General features: G+C 70.3%; 16 protein-coding genes. 3 read left to right on the plus strand and 13 right to left on the minus strand.

The annotated features are described in order from the left end of the window. Positions 1-5 precede the first annotated feature (5 nt). From ASE44_RS00705 to ASE44_RS00745, 10 genes are all read right to left on the minus strand, one after another. Positions 6-326 carry a hypothetical protein gene (locus tag ASE44_RS00705; RefSeq protein WP_056776500.1) on the minus strand — a complete coding sequence of 107 codons (321 nt, stop codon included), beginning with the start codon at positions 324-326 and terminating at the stop codon, positions 6-8. Between the two features lie 150 nt (positions 327-476). Continuing rightward, positions 477-1994: an L-arabinose isomerase gene (gene araA, locus ASE44_RS00710; RefSeq protein WP_056014267.1), complete on the minus strand. Its 1518-nt coding sequence runs from the start codon at positions 1992-1994 to the stop codon at positions 477-479. Between the two features lie 100 nt (positions 1995-2094). Beyond that, positions 2095-2802: an L-ribulose-5-phosphate 4-epimerase gene (locus tag ASE44_RS00715; protein ID WP_056014264.1), complete on the minus strand. Its 708-nt coding sequence runs from the start codon at positions 2800-2802 to the stop codon at positions 2095-2097. After that, entirely contained in the window at positions 2799-4559 is a 1761-nt protein-coding gene (gene araB, locus ASE44_RS00720) for a ribulokinase (protein ID WP_056014261.1), read from the minus strand. Before araB ends, ASE44_RS00715 begins: the two co-directional genes overlap by 4 nt. 163 nt (positions 4560-4722) lie before the next feature. Then, positions 4723-6438: a hypothetical protein gene (locus ASE44_RS00725; protein ID WP_056776502.1), complete on the minus strand. Its 1716-nt coding sequence runs from the start codon at positions 6436-6438 to the stop codon at positions 4723-4725. Between the two features lie 58 nt (positions 6439-6496). Continuing rightward, entirely contained in the window at positions 6497-7750 is a 1254-nt protein-coding gene (gene mmsB / locus ASE44_RS00730; RefSeq protein WP_056014255.1) for a multiple monosaccharide ABC transporter permease, read from the minus strand. Positions 7751-7781: 31 nt separating this feature from the next. Then, the gene (mmsA, locus tag ASE44_RS00735; protein ID WP_056014741.1) at positions 7782-9290 is read right to left on the minus strand and encodes a multiple monosaccharide ABC transporter ATP-binding protein; all 1509 of its coding nucleotides are present in this window, start codon (positions 9288-9290) and stop codon (positions 7782-7784) included. Positions 9291-9501: 211 nt separating this feature from the next. Beyond that, a complete protein-coding gene (gene chvE, locus ASE44_RS00740) occupies positions 9502-10614 on the minus strand; it encodes a multiple monosaccharide ABC transporter substrate-binding protein (RefSeq protein WP_056014252.1) in 1113 nt (370 codons plus the stop codon). A 107-nt stretch (positions 10615-10721) separates the two neighbouring features. After that, positions 10722-10898, minus strand: a complete 177-nt coding sequence (locus ASE44_RS18340; RefSeq protein WP_157579740.1) for a hypothetical protein — start codon at positions 10896-10898, stop codon at positions 10722-10724. A gap of 240 nt (positions 10899-11138) precedes the next feature. Beyond that, positions 11139-12158 (minus strand): serine hydrolase, encoded by a 1020-nt coding sequence (locus tag ASE44_RS00745; protein ID WP_056776504.1) that lies wholly within the window; start codon positions 12156-12158, stop codon positions 11139-11141. Between the two features lie 134 nt (positions 12159-12292). Here ASE44_RS00745 and ASE44_RS00750 point away from each other — a divergent pair, with 134 nt between their 5' ends. Continuing rightward, positions 12293-13312: a LacI family DNA-binding transcriptional regulator gene (locus tag ASE44_RS00750; protein ID WP_056014246.1), complete on the plus strand. Its 1020-nt coding sequence runs from the start codon at positions 12293-12295 to the stop codon at positions 13310-13312. A 208-nt stretch (positions 13313-13520) separates the two neighbouring features. On the opposite strand, the gene ASE44_RS00755 is transcribed toward ASE44_RS00750, so the two are convergent. Beyond that, the gene (locus ASE44_RS00755; RefSeq protein WP_056776506.1) at positions 13521-14717 is read right to left on the minus strand and encodes an ROK family protein; all 1197 of its coding nucleotides are present in this window, start codon (positions 14715-14717) and stop codon (positions 13521-13523) included. Positions 14718-14813: 96 nt separating this feature from the next. Between ASE44_RS00755 and ASE44_RS00760 the strand changes: the two genes are divergently transcribed. Continuing rightward, entirely contained in the window at positions 14814-15251 is a 438-nt protein-coding gene (locus ASE44_RS00760) for a GNAT family N-acetyltransferase (protein ID WP_056776509.1), read from the plus strand. Positions 15252-15358: 107 nt separating this feature from the next. Here ASE44_RS00760 and ASE44_RS00765 read toward each other — a convergent pair whose 3' ends face one another. Continuing rightward, complete coding sequence (locus tag ASE44_RS00765; protein WP_200920982.1) at positions 15359-15970, minus strand: hypothetical protein; 612 nt, start codon at positions 15968-15970, stop codon at positions 15359-15361. Between the two features lie 117 nt (positions 15971-16087). Between ASE44_RS00765 and ASE44_RS00770 the strand changes: the two genes are divergently transcribed. Continuing rightward, positions 16088-16591, plus strand: coding sequence for a metallophosphoesterase (locus ASE44_RS00770; protein WP_056776510.1), 504 nt, complete (start codon positions 16088-16090; stop codon positions 16589-16591). A gap of 7 nt (positions 16592-16598) precedes the next feature. Here the strand turns inward: ASE44_RS00770 and ASE44_RS00775 are convergent, their stop codons facing one another. Next, a complete protein-coding gene (locus ASE44_RS00775; RefSeq protein ID WP_056776513.1) occupies positions 16599-17237 on the minus strand; it encodes a hypothetical protein in 639 nt (212 codons plus the stop codon). Positions 17238-17355: the final 118 nt, after the last annotated feature.

Consider the following 17355-nt stretch of genomic DNA (forward strand, 5'->3'; position numbering starts at 1 on the left):
TCCGGTCAGTCGCCGTACTCGTCGAGAAAGGTGTCCGAGTCGGCTTGGAGTGCACAGCCCTCCGCCGCGGCCTCCTCGGGCGTGCGGTCGCCGGCGTCGACGATCCGGCTCGCCTGCTCCTCGATGCAGCGTTCCATCGCCCGCTCGGCGGCCGCCGGATCCGCCGCGGCGAACCCGCCCGTCACCGCGACGATCGCGAGGACCGCGCCGACACCGGCGACGAGGACGGTCCCGCCGATCGCGAGCCGCCAGCCGAGCCCGGTGCGTCCGGTCGCCGCTTCCTGGTCCTGCCCCGGTGCCCCGGCCTGCTCGAACACGTCCGTCATCGGTCGACCCCCGTCGTTCCTCGCGCCACCCCCGGCGCCTCGCCTCAGGCTAGCAAGCGCCGACGTCGGACCGCACGATCGGTGACGCCGGAACGCAGGACGGCCTCCCACCGTGCGGTGGGAGGCCGTCCTCATGGGACTGCTGGGTGCTTAGAAGCCCTGGGCCAGACGGTAGTAGGCGTTGTTCCAGCGCACCTCACGCTGGAAGTCGCGCGTGGTCGTCGACTCGTCGATCACGAGCAGCTCGGTCTTCGCGATCTCGGCGAAGTCGGCGAACACCTCGACCCCGACGGCCGTCGACATCACCGTGTGGTGCGCGGCACCCGCGGTGAGCCAGGCGGCGGCCGACGTCGCGAAGTCGGGAGCCGGCTTCCACACGGCACGACCGACGGGCAGCTTCGGCAGTGCCTCGATGGGCTGGACCACCTCGACGACGTTCGCCGTGAGCCGGAAGCGGTCACGCATGTCGCTCATGGCGACGACGACGGCCGGGCCGGAGTCGGCCGTGAAGACCAGGCGCACCGGGTCCTCCTTGCCGCCGATGCCGAGCGGGTGCACCTCGAGCGTGGCCCGCGCGGAGGACAGCGTCGGGCTGACCTCGAGCATGTGCGCCCCGAGGATGAGCTCGTTGCCGGGCTCCATGTGGTACGTGTAGTCCTCCATGAGCGAGGCGCCGCCGGGGAGGCCTGCACCCATGACTGACGCGGCGCGCACGAGGACGGCCGTCTTCCAGTCACCCTCGGCACCGAAGCCGTAACCGTCGGCCATGAGGCGCTGGACGGCGAGACCGGGCAGCTGGCGCAGCTCACCGAGGTCCTCGAAGCTCGTCGTGAACGCGGCGAAGTCACCGGCCTCGAGGAACGAGCGCAGGCCGAGCTCGATCGCGGCGCCGTAGCGGAGCGACTCGTGCCGCTCGCCGCCCTTCCGCAGCTCGGGGACGACGTCGTACAGCTCCTCGTACTCGGCGACGAGCGCGTCGATGTCGGCGTCCGTCGAGGCGTGCACGGCCTCGGCGAGTTCGTTGACGCTCCAGGTGTTCACCTGCACGCCGAACCGCAGCTCGGCCTCCGTCTTGTCACCCTCGGTGACGGCGACGTAGCGCATGTTGTCGCCGAAGCGGGCGAGCTTCAGCTCGTGCGTGGCGGCCCAACCGGCTGCGGCGCGCTGCCAGGTGCCGACCTCACGCTGCACCCGCGGGTCCGACACGTGCCCGACGACCGTCTTGCGGGCGACGCCGAGACGGGTCTGGATGTAGCCGAACTCGCGGTCGCCGTGGGCGGCCTGGTTGAGGTTCATGAAGTCGAAGTCGATCTCCGACCACGGCAGCTCGACGTTCGCCTGCGTGTGCAGGTGCAGGAGCGGCTTCTGCAGGGCGTCGAGGCCGGCGATCCACATCTTCGCGGGGCTGAAGGTGTGCATCCAGGTGACGAGGCCGATGACGCTGTCGTCGGCGTTCGCGTCGAGCATCGCGCGACGGATGGACTCGGAGTCCTTGAGGACGGGCTTCCACTCGATCCGGACCGGGACGTCGGCGGCGGCGCCCAGCTCGGCTGCGATGGCCTGTGACTGCTCGGCGACCTGGCGGAGGGTCTCCTCGCCGTAGAGGTTCTGGCTGCCGGTGAGGAACCAGACGGTGTAGTGGTCGAGGGTGGTGGTGGGCTTCGGCATGGGTGGGTCTGCTTTCTGGTCTGGAGTGGTGTGCGCGGTCCCTGCCCGTCGACGAGCTCAGGGATGGGGAGGGATCAGGGACCGGGGTGCGGTGGCTGGCCTAGAGCGCGCCCTGGGGCGCCTGGCCGTAGACGTTCTGGTAGCGGTCGAACAGGGCGTCGATCGCCTCGGTCGGCATCGGCTTCGGCTCACCCAGCTGCCGCGAGATGTGCACGGTCCGGGCCACGTCCTCGACCATGACGGCCGCCTTCACGGCGTCCCGCGCGTCCTTGCCGATGGTGAACGGACCGTGGTTCTGCATGAGGACGGCGCGCGAACGGTGGCCGGTCAGCGTCTCCACGATGCCGCGACCGATCGAGTCGTCGCCGATGATCGAGAACGGCCCGACGGGGACCTCCCCGCCGAACTCGTCGGCCATGGCGGTGATGACGCACGGGATCGGCTCGGCGCGTGCAGCCCAGGCGACGGCGTAGGTGGAGTGCGTGTGCACGACCCCGCCGACCTCGGGCATGTGCCGGTACACGTAGGCGTGCGCGGCCGTGTCGCTCGAGGGCGACCGGTCAGAGCCGGGCGTGCCCGGGATGACGTTGCCGTCGAGGTCGCAGAGGATCATGTTCTCGGGCGCGAGGTCGTCGTAGTCGACGCCCGACGGCTTGATCACGAACAGCTCGGCGCCGGGCACCCGACCGGAGACGTTGCCGCCGGTCCAGATGACGAGGCCGTAGCGCACGAGCTCGCCGTGCAGCTTCGCGACGTCGGCGCGGACGCGGGCGATCGCGACCTCGATCTCCGGTGAGTAGGTGTTCACGAGGTTGCTCCTTCGAGGGCGGTGGTCTCGGTGTCGGACGGCAGGCGGTCGGAGCCGCCACCGAGGGCGGCCCGGCGGAGGCGCTTCAGCCGCTTCATGACGTCGTTGGCTCCGCGACCGAAGTAGTCGTGGAGGGTGGCGTACTCGGCGTAGAGCAGGTCGTACGCGTCCGCCGCGGCCTCGTTCGGCGTGTAGACGGCGCGGTCGACCTTGCCCATCGCGGCGCTGGCCGCCGGGACGTCCGGGTAGGCGCCGGCCGCGACGGCCGCGTGGATGGCGGAGCCGAGGGCGGGACCCTGGGCGCTCGCGGTGATCGAGATCGGCAGGCGCAGGATGTCGGAGTAGGTCTGCATGAGGAACGGGTTCCGCTGCAGGCCGCCGGCGACGATGAACTCGGTGACGGGCACGCCCGAGGCGTTGAAGGTCTCGACGATCTTGCGCGTCCCGAAGGCGGTGGCCTCGAACAGCGCCCGGTAGACCTCTTCGGTGCGAGTGGAGAGCGTCAGGCCGAGGACCGTGCCGGAGAGTTCGTGGTCGACGAGCACCGAGCGGTTGCCGGAGTGCCAGTCGAGCGCGACGAGCCCGTGGGCACCGACCGGCTGGTCCTGGATCAGGGAGGTGAGGTACTCGTGGATGCTGACGCCGCGCGCGGCCGCCTCCTCCGTGTACCGGGCGGGGACCTGGTTCTCGACGTACCAGGCGAAGATGTCACCGACGCCGGACTGGCCCGCCTCGTAGCCGTACAGGCCGGCGATGATGCCGCCGTCGACGACGCCGCACATGCCGGGGACCTCGCGGAGGACGTCGCCGTTCATGACGTGGCAGGTGGACGTGCCCATGATCGCGACCATCTGGCCGGGCGAGACCGCCTGTGCCGCGGGGGCGGCGACGTGGGCGTCGACGTTCCCGACCGCGACGGCGATGCCCTCACGGAGCCCGGTCCAGGCCGCGGCCTCCGCGGAGAGGGTGCCGGCGGCAGCGCCCAGCTCACCGATCTCGTGCTCGACCTTGTCGTCGGCGAAGCGCTCGAACGCGGGGTTGAGGGCGGCGAGGAACTCGTGGCTCGGGTAGGCGCCGTCCTGGTAGATGCCCTTGTACCCGGCGGTGCAGGCGTTCCGGACGTAGCGTCCGGTCAGCTGCCAGATGATCCAGTCGGCGGCCTCGACCCAGTGGTCCATGCGCTCGTAGAGCTCCGGGTCCTCCTCGAGCAGCTGGAGTCCCTTGGCGAACTCCCACTCGCTGGAGATGAGTCCGCCGTAGCGCGGCAGCCAGGACTCGCCCCGCTCGGCGGCGAGTTCGTTGATGCGGTCGGCCTGCGGCTGCGCGGAGTGGTGCTTCCACAGCTTCACGTAGGCGTGCGGGCGGTCGGCGTACTCGGGCAGCTCGTTGAGTGGGGTGCCGTCGGCGATGACGGGGACCATCGTGCAGGCCGTGAAGTCGGTGCCGATGCCGATGACCGCCGCCGGGTCGATCCCGGCGGCCTCGACGGCGCGGGGCACGGCGGACCTGATGACCGCGACGTAGTCGGCCGGGACCTGCAGCGCCCAGTCGGGCGGCAGGGTGGCGCCGGTCGAGGCGAGTTCGCGGTCCATGACGGCGTGCGGGTAGTCGAGCACCGCGGAGCCGAGCTCAGCGCCGTCGGACACGCGGACGACGACGGCCCGGCCGGACAGGGTGCCGAAGTCGACGCCGATCGTGTAGGTCTCGCCGGAGGCGGCTGACGCGCTGGGGGATGCTGCGGTGTGCTCGGTGTTCACCGGCTGGACTCCTTCGTCTGGTGGTGCTGGTTCGTCGGGTGGTGCGGAAGCCTGCGGCGTCCGTGGGACGCTCGGGGTGGGTGGGCCGGGGTCGGGTGGAGGTTCGACGGCGTCCGGGCCGATCCCAGTGTACAACGTTGTACATCGGCCTGGCCAGCGCCGCTCATGCGAGCCCGCCCATCGCATCGAGGACGGCGAGGACCGCGTCCCGATGCCCCCTGGCGTCGCGGTCGGGACGGGTCTCCCCCACCGCCCGGCCGTTGCGGACGGCGATGACCCGGTCGCAGACCTCGACCAGCGCGGACGGGTCGTCGCCGGCCACCACGACCGCGCGACCGGAGGCGGCGATGGCGCGGATGAGGTCGACGCGTTCGGCTGCACCGGCGTCGCGGCGGTCGCCGAACGGTTCGGCCAGGAGCACCACCCGCGCCGGTGTGTCGAGGAGCGACCGGAGTGACTCGGTGAACTGCTCGGCGGTCGGGCCGCGATGCGCACCGGGCAGTGCCGCGGCCAGTCCGTTCACCCCGGTGGTCGCCGGGTACGCCCGGCGGCCGTCCGCGAGCCCGGTCGAGACCATGCGGGTGAGCGACGTCGGCGACACGCTCGAGGGCACGCCGCCGAGGAACGCGAGGTCGTAGCGGATCGGATGTTCGGTCGTGTAGAGCAGTCCGGCAGCGCGAGCGCGGTCCATGGTCGAGACGTCGACGGTCTCGTCGGCGATGCTGACCGCGCCGCGCACCGTGGCGCCGTACGAGCGGCCGAACAGGCTGAGGAGCACCTCGCCGGCACCGGAGTCGAGGGGGCCGAAGAGGCCGAGGACCTCGCCGGGTGCGCACGCGAAGCTCACCCCGTCGACGACGGTCCTGGTGGCGTCGGCGGGGTGGCTCGCGTGCCACTGCTCGACACGCAGCCCGCCCGTGCGCTCGATCGGGCGGGTGTCGCGATCCGGGCAGGACCGCGCGCTGTCGCTCGTGCGGTCCACACCACGGAGACCCGCGGCGCTCCCGAGGCCCACTGCCAAGGCGTCGAGCACCCGCCGCTCATCGGCCGCGTCCGACACCGGGAGCGTGCGGGGGCCGTTCGCGCCGGATCCGGTTCCGAGCAGGGTGACCGCCGATGCGACGGCGGCGAGACCGGTGACCGTCCCCGTGACGAGCAGGACCACCGGAGCGGTCCCGGTCGGCCGGGGCGTGGCGGCGACGGAGCGCAGGGCGGTCTGCCAGCGCTCGCGTTCCGGCGTGGACAGTCCGGCTCCGGACTCGTCGACGATCACGACGGCGGCTCCGGCTGCGACCGCTCTCGCGAGCTCGACGAGTCGGCGTTCCAGAGCGGTCAGCTCCGCGACCGCCGTGGTCGGCTCGGTCGTGAGGCCAACCGTCGCGAGCGCGCGGACCACGCGGTCCCGGTCGCTCCCGCGCGCATCGCCGCCGGGACGGCCGAGGCGGAGGGCGGCACGGACCGCGGCGCCGAAGCCGTCGACACCCGAGCCGTGCTCGTTGCCGAGCAGGACGTTGTCGCCGACGTCCTGCGTCCAACTGATCGCCTGGCCGCCGGTCACCACGGCGATCCCGGCCGCACTCGACGCCGCACGGGAAGCGAGGGCGACGGCCGTCCCCGCGATGCGCACGACCTCGGCGGTCCTGCGTCGCCGCCGTCCGCCCGCGGCGCCGGAGAGGGCGTCGACGAAGCGCCGCGTCGCCGACCGGGACCCGACGACCGCGTGGACGACGCCGGCCTCGACGGCGAGCACCGTCTCGTCACCGTCGAGCACCTCGAGTGCGGGTACCGACGGGGCCGTCGCATCACCGCCCGGACCACGCACGGAGGCGAGCGCCCCGGCCTGTTCGCCGGTGCGCTCGCCTCCGTGGTTCGCGGTCATCGCTGAGGGTGACTGGTCGTTCGTGCTGGACAGCTCGCCGCCTGAGCGGGGCTGCGGATCAGCGTCCGCCGCTGCGGCGCTTGTTGTAGACGTCGAAGGCGACGGCGAGCAGGAGCACGAGGCCCTTGACGGCCTGCTGCCACTCGATGCCGAGGCCGATGATCGACATACCGTTGTTCAGGACGCCGATGATGAGACCACCGATGATCGCGCCACCGATGGTTCCGACACCACCCTGCACCGCGGCTCCACCGATGAACGCCGCGGAGATCGCCTCGAGCTCGAAGCCGTCACCGGCCTTCGGACCGGCGAGGTTCAGGCGGGCCGTGAAGATGAGGCCGGCGAGCGCCGCGAGGAAGCCCATGTTGACGAACAGGAAGAAGTCGACCTTGCGCGTCTTGATACCGGACAGCTCGGCCGCGTGGCGGTTGCCACCGATCGCGTAGATGTGGCGACCGAAGACGGAGCGGTTCATCACGATGCCGTACACGAGCACCAGGACGGCGAGCACGATGAGCGTGACCGGGATGCCCTTGTACGCGGCGAGAGCGTAGACGAAGAAGCCGATGCCGGCGGTGATCAGGACGAGCTTGGCGACGAACCACGGGAACGGCTCGGTCTCCTGGCCGTACTTCTGACGGCCGAGGCGCGTGCGGACCTGCTGCACGACGAGGCCGATGACGGCGATGACGCCGATCCCGAGCGTGAGCGGGTCGATCGGGAAGTCACCGAAGACGTCGTTCAGGAAGCCGTTGCCGAGGGCGCGGTACTCGCCCGGGAAGGAACCGATGTTCGCGTTGCCGAGGACCACGAGCGCGAGGCCGCGGAAGATGAGCATGCCGGCGAGCGTCACGATGAACGCCGGGATGCCGACGTAGGCGATCCAGAAGCCCTGCCAGACGCCGACGAGGGCACCGATGGCGAGCGAGAGGATGACCGCTATCCACCACGGCATCTGCATCTGCACGGCGAAGACACCGGAGACGGCGCCGACGAAGGCCGCGACGGAACCGACCGACAGGTCGATGTGGCCGGCGATGATGACCATCACCATGCCGATCGCGAGGACGAGGATGTACCCGTTCTGCACGATCAGGTTGGAGATGTTCTGCGGCCGCAGCAGGATGCCGTCGGTGATGACGGCGAAGAACACGACGACGAGCAGGAGGGCGATGAAGATGCCGTTCTTGCCGAGGTCGCTGAGGATGTGGGTCAGCCAGCTCGTGAACCGGTTCGTGGCCGGGTTGACGAGGCCGCCGGCAGCGGTGCCGTCCCCTGCCGGGACGGTGGGTTTGGTGTCCAGATCGGACATTGCGGTTCTCCTTCGATCCGTCCGCGCCCGCTTAGCGGGGCTTCTCCATGGTCATGAGCTTGAGGAGCGCTTCGGGGTTCGCTTCCTCGATCGGCAGTTCGCCGGTGATGCGGCCCTCGCTGAGGGCGTAGATGCGGTCGCAGATGCCGATGAGCTCGGGGAGCTCGGAGGAGATGACGATGACGCCCTTCCCCTCCGCGGCGAGGCGGTTGATGATCGTGTAGATCTCGTACTTCGCGCCGACGTCGATCCCACGGGTGGGCTCATCGAGGATGAGGACGTCGGGGTCGGAGTAGATCCACTTCGACAGCACGACCTTCTGCTGGTTGCCACCCGAGAGCTTGCCGGTCTTCGCGAGCACGTTGGGAGCCTTGATGTTCATGCTCTTGCGGTACTCCTCGGCGACCTTGTACTCCTCGTTGTCGTTCACGAGTCCGCCGCGTTCGAGCTTCTTCAGCGAGGCCATCGAGATGTTGCGCTTGATGTCCTCGATGAGGTTGAGGCCGTAGTACTTGCGGTCCTCGGTGGCGTACGCGAGGCCGTTCGCGATCGCCTCCGACACGGTGCGCGTGCGGATCTCCGAGCCGTTCTTGAAGACCTTGCCGCTGATCCGGCTGCCGTACGACTGGCCGAAGAGGCTCATCGCGAACTCGGTGCGCCCGGCGCCCATGAGGCCGGCGATGCCGACGATCTCACCGGCACGGACGTTGAGGTTCACGGCGTCCACCATCACGCGGGTCGGGTCCTGCGGGTGGTGGGCGGTCCAGTCCTCGACGCGCAGGATCTCGGCGCCGATGTTCGGTGTGTGGTCCGGGTAGCGGTGCTCGAGGTCGCGGCCGACCATGTCCTTGATGATGCGCTCTTCGGTGACGTCGTTCTTCACGATCGTCTCGATCGTCTTGCCGTCGCGGATGACCGTGACGGTGTCGGCGACCTTCTTGATCTCGTTGAGCTTGTGGCTGATGATGATCGACGTGATGCCCTGCTCCTTGAGGTGCAGGATGAGGTCGAGCAGGTGGTCGGAGTCCTCGTCGTTCAGGGCGGCGGTCGGCTCGTCGAGGATGAGGAGCTTCACGCGCTTCGAGAGGGCCTTCGCGATCTCGACGAGCTGCTGCTTGCCGACACCGATCTCGAGGATCTTCGTCGTCGGGTTCTCCCGCAGACCGACCCGGGCGAGCAGGGCTGCCGCCTCCTGGTTGGTGCGGTTCCAGTCGATGAGGCCGAGCGGCCCCTTCAGCTCGTTGTTGAGGAAGATGTTCTCCGCGATGGAGAGGTAGGGGCTGAGCGCCAGCTCCTGGTGGATGATGACGATGCCCTTGGACTCCGAGTCACGGATGTCCTTGAACTCCATCGTCTCGCCCTCGAACACGATGTCGCCCTCGTAGGTCCCGAACGGGTACACGCCCGACAGCACCTTCATGAGGGTGGACTTGCCGGCACCGTTCTCGCCGCAGATGGCGTGCACGGTACCGCGCTGCACATCGAGGGTGACGTTCGAGAGGGCTTTGACGCCGGGGAAGGTCTTGATGATGTTGCGCATCTCGAGGATGCTCGTCGTCTCGGCTGACACCTGAGTCTCCTTACTGGTGGTCGTCGTTGAGCCTGGCCGGTGACCTCAGGCACGTCGTCCGACTCAGGGACCGGACATGGTCACTGAGGTGGTCGAAGCGTCGAGGTGCGGACCCGGGCCCCGAGACAGGCTCGGAGAGCGGAATCCGCTCCCCGAGCCCGACCGGGGACTTCGGTGGGTGTTAGCCCTTGATCTCGTCTTCGGTCCAGTACCCGGAGTCCACGAGGACCTCCTGGATGTTGTCCTTGACGACGATCTGCGACTCGAGGAGGAAGGACGGGACGACCTTCTTGCCGTTGTCGTAGTCCTCGGTGTTGTTGACCTCGGGCTTCTCACCGTTCAGGACGGCGACGGCCATCTTGACGGCTTCGCTCGCCAGCTGGCGGGTGTCCTTGAAGATGGTCGCGTACTGCTCGCCGGACTCGATGGCCTTGACCGAGTCGAGCTCGGCGTCCTGGCCGGAGATGACGGGCCAGCCGTCGCCCACCGAGTAGCCGGCGTCGGTCAGCGCCGAGATGATGCCTCGCGAGATGCCGTCGTAGGGCGACAGGACCGCGTTGACCTTGGAACCGTCGGAGTAGGTCGACGTGAGGATGTTCTCCATGCGCTTCTGCGCGGTCTCACCGTCCCAACGGAGCGTTGCAGCCTGCTCGAAGGAGGTCTGGCCACTGGCGACCGTGAGGGTGCCCGCGTCGATGAACGGCTTCAGCGTGTCCTGCGCGCCGTCCCAGAAGAACGTGGCGTTGTTGTCGTCGGGCGAGCCGGCGAACATCTCGATGTTGAACGGACCGGCGGGTGCGCCCTCGGTGGGCTTGCCCTCGAGGTCGACGAGGCCGAGGCCGTTGAGGACCGAGTTGGCCTGCTGCACGCCGACCTTGTAGTTGTCGAACGACGCGTAGTAGTCGACGTTCTCGCTGTCGCGGATGAGGCGGTCGTAGGCGATGACGGGGATGTCGCCGTCCTTGGCCTCCTGCAGCACGCTCGTGAGCGTGGTGCCGTCGATCGACGCGATGATCAGGACGGAGGCGCCCTTGGTGATCATGTTCTCGATCTGCGAGACCTGGGTGGGGATGTCGTCCTCGGCGTACTGCAGGTCGACCTTGAAGCCCTCCTTCTCGAGCTGCTCCTTGACGGCGTTGCCGTCCTGGATCCAGCGCTCGGAGCTCTTGGTGGGCATCGCGACGCCGACGAGCTTGCCGTCGCCTTCGCCGCCGCCCGATCCGCCGCTTGCGCCGCCGGAGCAGCCGGCGAGCGACACGACCATCGTGCCTGCGGCCAGCGTGGCGAGGAGCATTCTCTTCTTCACTGTGTGGTTCCTTCCCTAGGGGGTTGCTTGGACGTCGTTGTCATGCGCAGGTCGAACGGCGTCGATGTGTCCAGCTCATCGAGGCCGCTCGTCGGCTACGTGGCGTTCGCGGGTGCGGGTGCGGACGCCTCGTCGTGGTGCCGGCGAGGGTGCAGGGAGAGGTGGCCGGCGGGAAGCCGGGCCGAGAGGGAGTCGTGGTCGGTTCGATCGGTGCCGCGGTTCGGGAGGAGGCTCATCGCCCACCTGCTCGCTCCGTTGCGCTTCGTTCCCACGTCGACTTCCTCGTCACTCCGAATGTGACCGTTCACATTGTGTGTCACACGATAGCCCCAGACCTCCACCCGATGTCAAGTCGGGATGTGTCTCATTTTCATAACCGGCGATCGTCGGGGTATGGTCGCGCTCTCAACGACGTGGTTCCGGGGCGTGCGCGGGGCGCGCGGCGGCCGTGCGCGACGCGCTCGGACGGCGGGTACCGGCGCTGCCGATCCCAGTGGTGGTGCGGAAGTCGCCTAGAGTTCTGCGTCGATGGCGCGGATGACGTCCCACGCGCCGTCCTCGGAGTTCGACAGCACGACGACGTCGATCGCGTCGGCCGCCGTCGGGCCGAAGTAGGTGCGGACGATGCCGCTGGCACCCGGGTTGACACCGTCGAGGTACATCGAACGGACCTGACCGTCCTCGTCGACGTCGAACTCGAATCCGAAGCCGTAGGAGATCTCCTCGTCGACCTCGATCTGCGGGGAGGTGAACTCCTCGGTCAGCTCGGCGGTGAGGAGCTTCGCGTCGCGGGCCGCGCGCAGGAAGGTGACGAGGTCGGCCGCCGTGGACTGCGCACCGGCGTCCGGGCCGCCGAGCGGCGGGAAGGCGTCGACGTTCGAGTGCCAGACCCCGTCGTCGTCGACGTCGCCACCCTCCGCGAGGCCGGGCTCGCCCGTGCGGCGGTCGGCGAAGCCGGAGTGGTCCATGCCGAGCAGCGCGAACACCTGCTGCTCGATGAGCTCGCGGTACGGCAGGCCGGTCACCCCTTCGAGGGCGAGCCCGAGCAGGACGTAGCCGGCGTTGACGTAGTTCGCCTCCTCGCCAGGCGCCGCGAGCGGCGGCTTGTGGGCGAAGAGCGGCAGGAGGTCGGCGGTCTCGCGGATCGACGAGGCCGAGCGCTCGGCCCACAGCTCCTCGTAGCTCTCGCCGGCGGTCTCGTCGGCGTCGTCGGCGATGCCCGAGGTGTGGGTGAGGAGGTGGATCAGCTGCACGTCCCGGCGGATGGTGGTGCCGTCGAGGTCGACGTACTCGTGGATCGACTCGTCGAGGTCGATGTGCCCCGCGTCGACCTGCTGCAGCACGGCGGCAGCGGTGAACAGCTTCGTGATCGAGGCCGTGTCGAACCGGGTGTCGAGCGTGATCGGCTCGTCGCGCTCCCGGGAGGCGAGCCCCCGTGCGACCTCGAAGAGCGTCTCGTCTCCGCGCTTGACGAGCACGACGCCCGAGAAGTCGGTGGCTTCGATGACGCGGGCGACGCTTGCGGTGTCCATCCTCCAACGGTACCGTCGTCGGCTGCTCGGCGGCTGCACGGAGGCCGACGGAGCCGATCCTTCGGCGGCCTGAGGCGTGTGCATAATGGGTGCAGCACGAAATGTGACCGTGCACATCGAGGTCCGAGGAATCCGTGAGCGACGACGCCGAACGGGGGCGAGCCCCCAATATCCGCGATGTCGCGCGCCTGGCCGGGGTCTCCCACCAGACCGTGTCCCGAGTGCTCAACAACCATCCGAGCATCCGCGACTCCACGCGCGACCGCGTGCTCGCCGTCATGGACGAGGTCAACTACCGCCCGAACCGGGCGGCCAGAGCCCTCGTGACGAGCCGGTCGCGGACGATCGGCGTGCTCGCCAGCCAGCGCTCCCAGTACGGTCCGGCGAGCATGATCCAGGCCATCGAGAACGCGAGCAAGGACGCCGGGTACCTCGTCAGCACCTCCAACCTGCCCGACACCAGCGAGGTGTCGATCGTCGCGGCCGTGGAGCACCTCCTCGCGCAGTCGGTCGACGGCATCGTGGTGATCGCGCCGCAGGTCCGGGTGTTCCGCGCCATCGAGGAGCTGCAGGTGCGGGTCCCGTTCGTGGCGGTGCAGTCCGGCGGCGACCTCGACGACCACTCGATCGGGGTCGACCAGGTCGCCGGTGGACGCTTGGCGACGCGGCACCTCATCGAGCTCGGGCATCGCAACATCTACCACCTCGCCGGTCCGCAGGACTGGATCGAGGCGGAGGCGCGCATGCGTGGGTTCCTCGCGGAGATGAGCGCCCAGGACGTGCCGACGACGGCGCCGATCCTCGGCGACTGGACGGCCGACTTCGGGTATCGCGCCGGCATCGAACTCATGCGGGTGCGCGACTTCACGGCGATCTTCTCCTCGAACGACCAGATGGCGCTCGGGCTCATCCACGCGATCCGCGACGAGGGCTACGACGTGCCGCGGGACGTGTCGATCGTGGGGTTCGACGACATCCCCGAGGCGTCGCACTTCTGGCCGCCGCTCACGACGGTGCGTCAGGACTTCGACGAGCTGGGGCGGCGCTGCGTCGCGCATCTGCTCGGCAATCTCGAGGTCGACGCCGTCGGCTACCGGGGCACGATCGAGCCCGAGCTCATCGTGCGGAAGTCCGCGGGTCCCCCGGCCTTCTGACCCCGGGTGGGTGGTGGGGGCCTGGAGCCTGGTGCCAGCGCGGTGCGCTGACGCGAGCGCGGCTCACACGCGTGGGCGCGCCCCTCCGGAGACCCGCGCTCACGCGCTCAGCCCGCGGTCGCGCCGATGCACGCAGAGTCATGCCAGCGCACCGCGCTGACGCCGGGTGGGGACGTCTCACGTCAGCGCACCGCGCCGGCGGACGGACTCACCAGGCGGCGGGGTCCGCGATGAGGCGGTCGAAGGCGAGTTCCGCCGCACCGATGAGGAGGAGGTCCTGCCCGAGCTCCGCACGCACGATCGCGACGTCCTCGAACGGCGGGACGAGCGCCCGCTCACGGACCGCGTCGTGCAGCTCCTCCGAGGCCAGTTCGAGCACGATCCCGAGGTGCCCGCCGAGGACGACGAGCTCGGGGTCGAGGATGTTGACCGTCCCGGCGAGCGCCCGCCCGAGCGTCCTCGCCTGCCGGACGACCTCCTCGCGCATCGGCCCGGCCGGATCCGCGGCGATGCCGGCGGCGAGTGCCGCTTCGAGGACCGCGTCGTCCCCGGCGACGAGCCCGGCGACGCGGAGCAGCTCACTGCGGCGGACGGCGTCTTCGAGCGCGTTGCCCGCGGCCGTCGCCGAGGTGTGCCCGAACTCCCCCGCGTAGCCGCGCGCACCACCGACGGGGCGGCCACCGGCGATGATGCCGCCGCCGATACCGCTCGCGCCACCGTTCAGGTAGACGAGGTCGTCGATGCCTCGGCCGGCCCCGAAGGTCCGCTCCGCCCTGGCACCGAGACTCGCGTCGTTCGCCGCGAACACCGCCCGGCCGGTCGCGGCACGCAGCCGTTCGACGAGCGGCTCGTCGACCCAGCCGAGGTGCGGCGCGAGCCGGACGACCCCGTCGGCGTCGCGCACGAGTCCGGGGACCGCGAGCCCGATCCCGCCCCCACCCTGCGCGTCGTCGGGCAGGCGTGCGGCCAACTCGGCGACCAGCTCCGCGATGATCGCCGTCGCCTCGCCTGCCGTCGGGGTCGTGTCGACGTCGCGACGCACGCGTTCGACGACCTCGCCACCGAGCCGGACGGCCGCGACGGTGATCGCGTCGAGCTCCGGGTTCGCCGCGAAGGCGACGGCTCGGCGGCCGGCAGAGACGAGCGGCGACGGACGACCGACGCCCTGCCCGCCGACCGGGACCGACTCCGTGACGACGCCCGACGCTGCGAGTTCCGTCACGAGCGCGGCGACCGTCGAGCGGTTGAGCCCGGTCGCCCGCGTGAGTGCGGACCGCGACTGCACCCCGCCCTGGTGGACCAGCTCGACGATCCGCCCGAGGTTGCGACGGCGCACCGAGTCGAGCCCGCTCCCGGTGGCCTGACCACCCGTCGGAGCGGTTCCGCCCGTTGTCGCCTCACCCACACGTCCACCTCTGCTCGATCCCTCCAGTGTCCCTCACCGGCGGCTCCCCCGGCACCTGCGCGTGCGAGCGACGGGCACGGATGGTTGACTGGACGGATGCCCACCGCATGGACACTCCGACCGGCCACGCTCGACGATGCGACGTGGATGGCCGAGGTGCGCGCCGTCGTGATGCGCCCCGACCTCGAGCGTCTCGGGCGCTACGACGAGACCCGCGTGCGTCGACGGTTCCTCGACGCGTACCGGCCGGAGCACACCTCGGTGATCGTGCTCGACGGCGTCGCTGCCGGGTTGTTCGCGATCCGCCCGGAGCCGGAGGAACGCTGGTTGGAACACTTCTACCTGGCCCCCGAGCACCAGGGCGCCGGCCTCGGTACCGCGGTCCTCGCGCAGGTGCTGCGCGACGACGGCGACCCGCGCCCGTTCCGCTTGAACGTGCTGCAGGGCAGCCCGGCCCGTCGCCTCTACGAGCGCCACGGCTTCACGCTGGAACGCGAGGACGACGTCGACGTGTGGATGGTCCGCCGGGGCTGAACACGCTGCGCCGCGGCAAGCGGGGATCGACACCAGAGCAGGACGTGAGGATGCAACCGGTCCTGCCACCGCGCGGATCTCCGGCTGCTTCGCGGCCGCGGAGCAGCTCAGGCGGGTTGCCGGACCGTGGTGACGATGTCGACGAGGTGCGGGTCGGCGGGGGCCGAACCGAAGCCGAACCGCACGGGCGGGGCGAGCGGTGCAAGCGTGCCGAGGTCCGCACCCGACCAGCTCGCCGTCGCCGCGGTGATGCGGCGGGCGCCCGTCACCCCGTAGTACTCGCGTCGTCCGTTGCCGGCCGAGCCCGCCGTGCGCGCACCCGGCTGCAGCACCCTGGCGACGGGGTCGATCGTCTGGAGCCAGAGCGGGTTGACCGCGAGCGGCTTGGGGACGGCTCGGAGCGCTCGTCCCAGGGGCGAACTGCCGCCGATGCGCAGCGTCGTGTCGAGCGGGCCGCCGACGAACCGGAGGCCGGTGGGGAGGCGCGTCCACCCGACCGTGCCGATCTCGATGTCGTCGAAGGTGTACGTGGTGGCGATGAAGTCCGCGATCTCCTGCGTGGGGGCCAGGAGGAGCCGCTTGCCGCGGGAGTCCTCGATCATCGCGTCGGCGAAGGACCCGAAGGGTGACGTCGACCAGAGCCCGAGGACGATGCGGACGCCGCCCGTGGTGCCGTAGCCGGCGATCCTCCCGGAGAAGCGCAGGTCGGTTGCGGGCATGCCGCCCACTGTAGTCGGCCCGTCTGGGTGCCGGCTCGGTTCGTCACTTGAACCGGTCGACGGGCGCACGACCACCACCCGGTTGACGCGGCCGGGACGATCCGCTTGCGTTGAGGCATGTCGACCTCGCTCCTGCTCATCTCCGACACCCACCTGCCGAAGCGCGCGAAGGCGCTGCCCGAGGGGGTGTGGGCCGCGGTCGACGCGGCCGACCTCGTCGTCCACGCCGGCGACTGGGTCGACGAGGCGACACTCGACGCCCTCGAGCAGCGCGCCACCCGCCTCGTCGGCGTCTTCGGCAACAACGACGGACCGGGGCTCCGCGCGCGGCTCCCCGAGGTCGCGCGGTTCGAGGTCGACGGCGTCCGCTTCGCCGTCGTCCACGAGACCGGTGCAGCCACCGGCCGCGAACGGCGCGCCGACGAGGCCTACCCCGACACCGACGTGCTCGTCTTCGGGCACAGCCACATCCCCTGGGACACCGTCTCCCCCGCGGGTCTCCGGCTGCTCAACCCCGGCTCGCCGACGGACCGCCGCCGTCAGCCGCAGTGCACGATGATGACCACGCGGGTGGACGACGGCGTGCTCGCGGACGTCCTGGTCGTCCCCGTCGCCCGCTGAGCGACGGTCAGCCGCAGTACTCGCTGTCGATCTTCGGCTCGGCACGCACGACGATCGCGTCGACGACGTCGTCCATCACGGAGAAGTTGATCCAGTGCCCGGCGTCGTCGGTGACGGCGTAGAAGACGGCGTACTTGCCCTGCTGCTCGGTGAGCGCGGAGTAGGCGGCCCGGAGTTCCGCGAGGGTCGAGCCGACGCCGACACCCGCGTCCGTCTTCGGCGACGACGCGGCGACGGCGGCCGGACCGCTCCACGCCTGCAGCACGATCTGCTCGACCACGCCCGTGTCCTGCGGATCGGGCAACCACACCGACGGCAGACCTTCGGCGGCGTAGGCGGTGACCCACGGGCACGCCTCCTGGGTCGCCACGGAGAACGCCGTCATGAGCGACGCCGTCCCGAGGATCGGGGCGCCGAGCTCGACCGGACCGACGCCGGTGAAGTCGACGGTCCAGGACGACGGGTCCGCGAGGTCGGGGCCGGTGGGCGTCGGTGACCGGGTGGCGGTCGGTGTGACCGTCACGGTCTCGGTCGGCGCCGGCGTCGAGGCTCCGGCGCCGCCCGAGCAGCCGGCCAGGGCCAGGGCTGCGGCGATCGCCAGGATGGTGAAGACCGGTCGTCGGTGTGCTCGCGTGAACGACATCATTCCCCCAAATGTGTGCTCGGATCAGCCCATCCTCGCACAGGACCCGGTCCCCGAGCCGCCCTTCGACAGGCTCAGGGACCGGAGTGGGGCGCTCCTGAGACCGCCCTTCGACAGGCTC

The organism is Plantibacter sp. Leaf1 (assembly GCF_001421315.1).
In the GTDB taxonomy this organism is placed as follows: Bacteria; Actinomycetota; Actinomycetes; order Actinomycetales; family Microbacteriaceae; genus Plantibacter.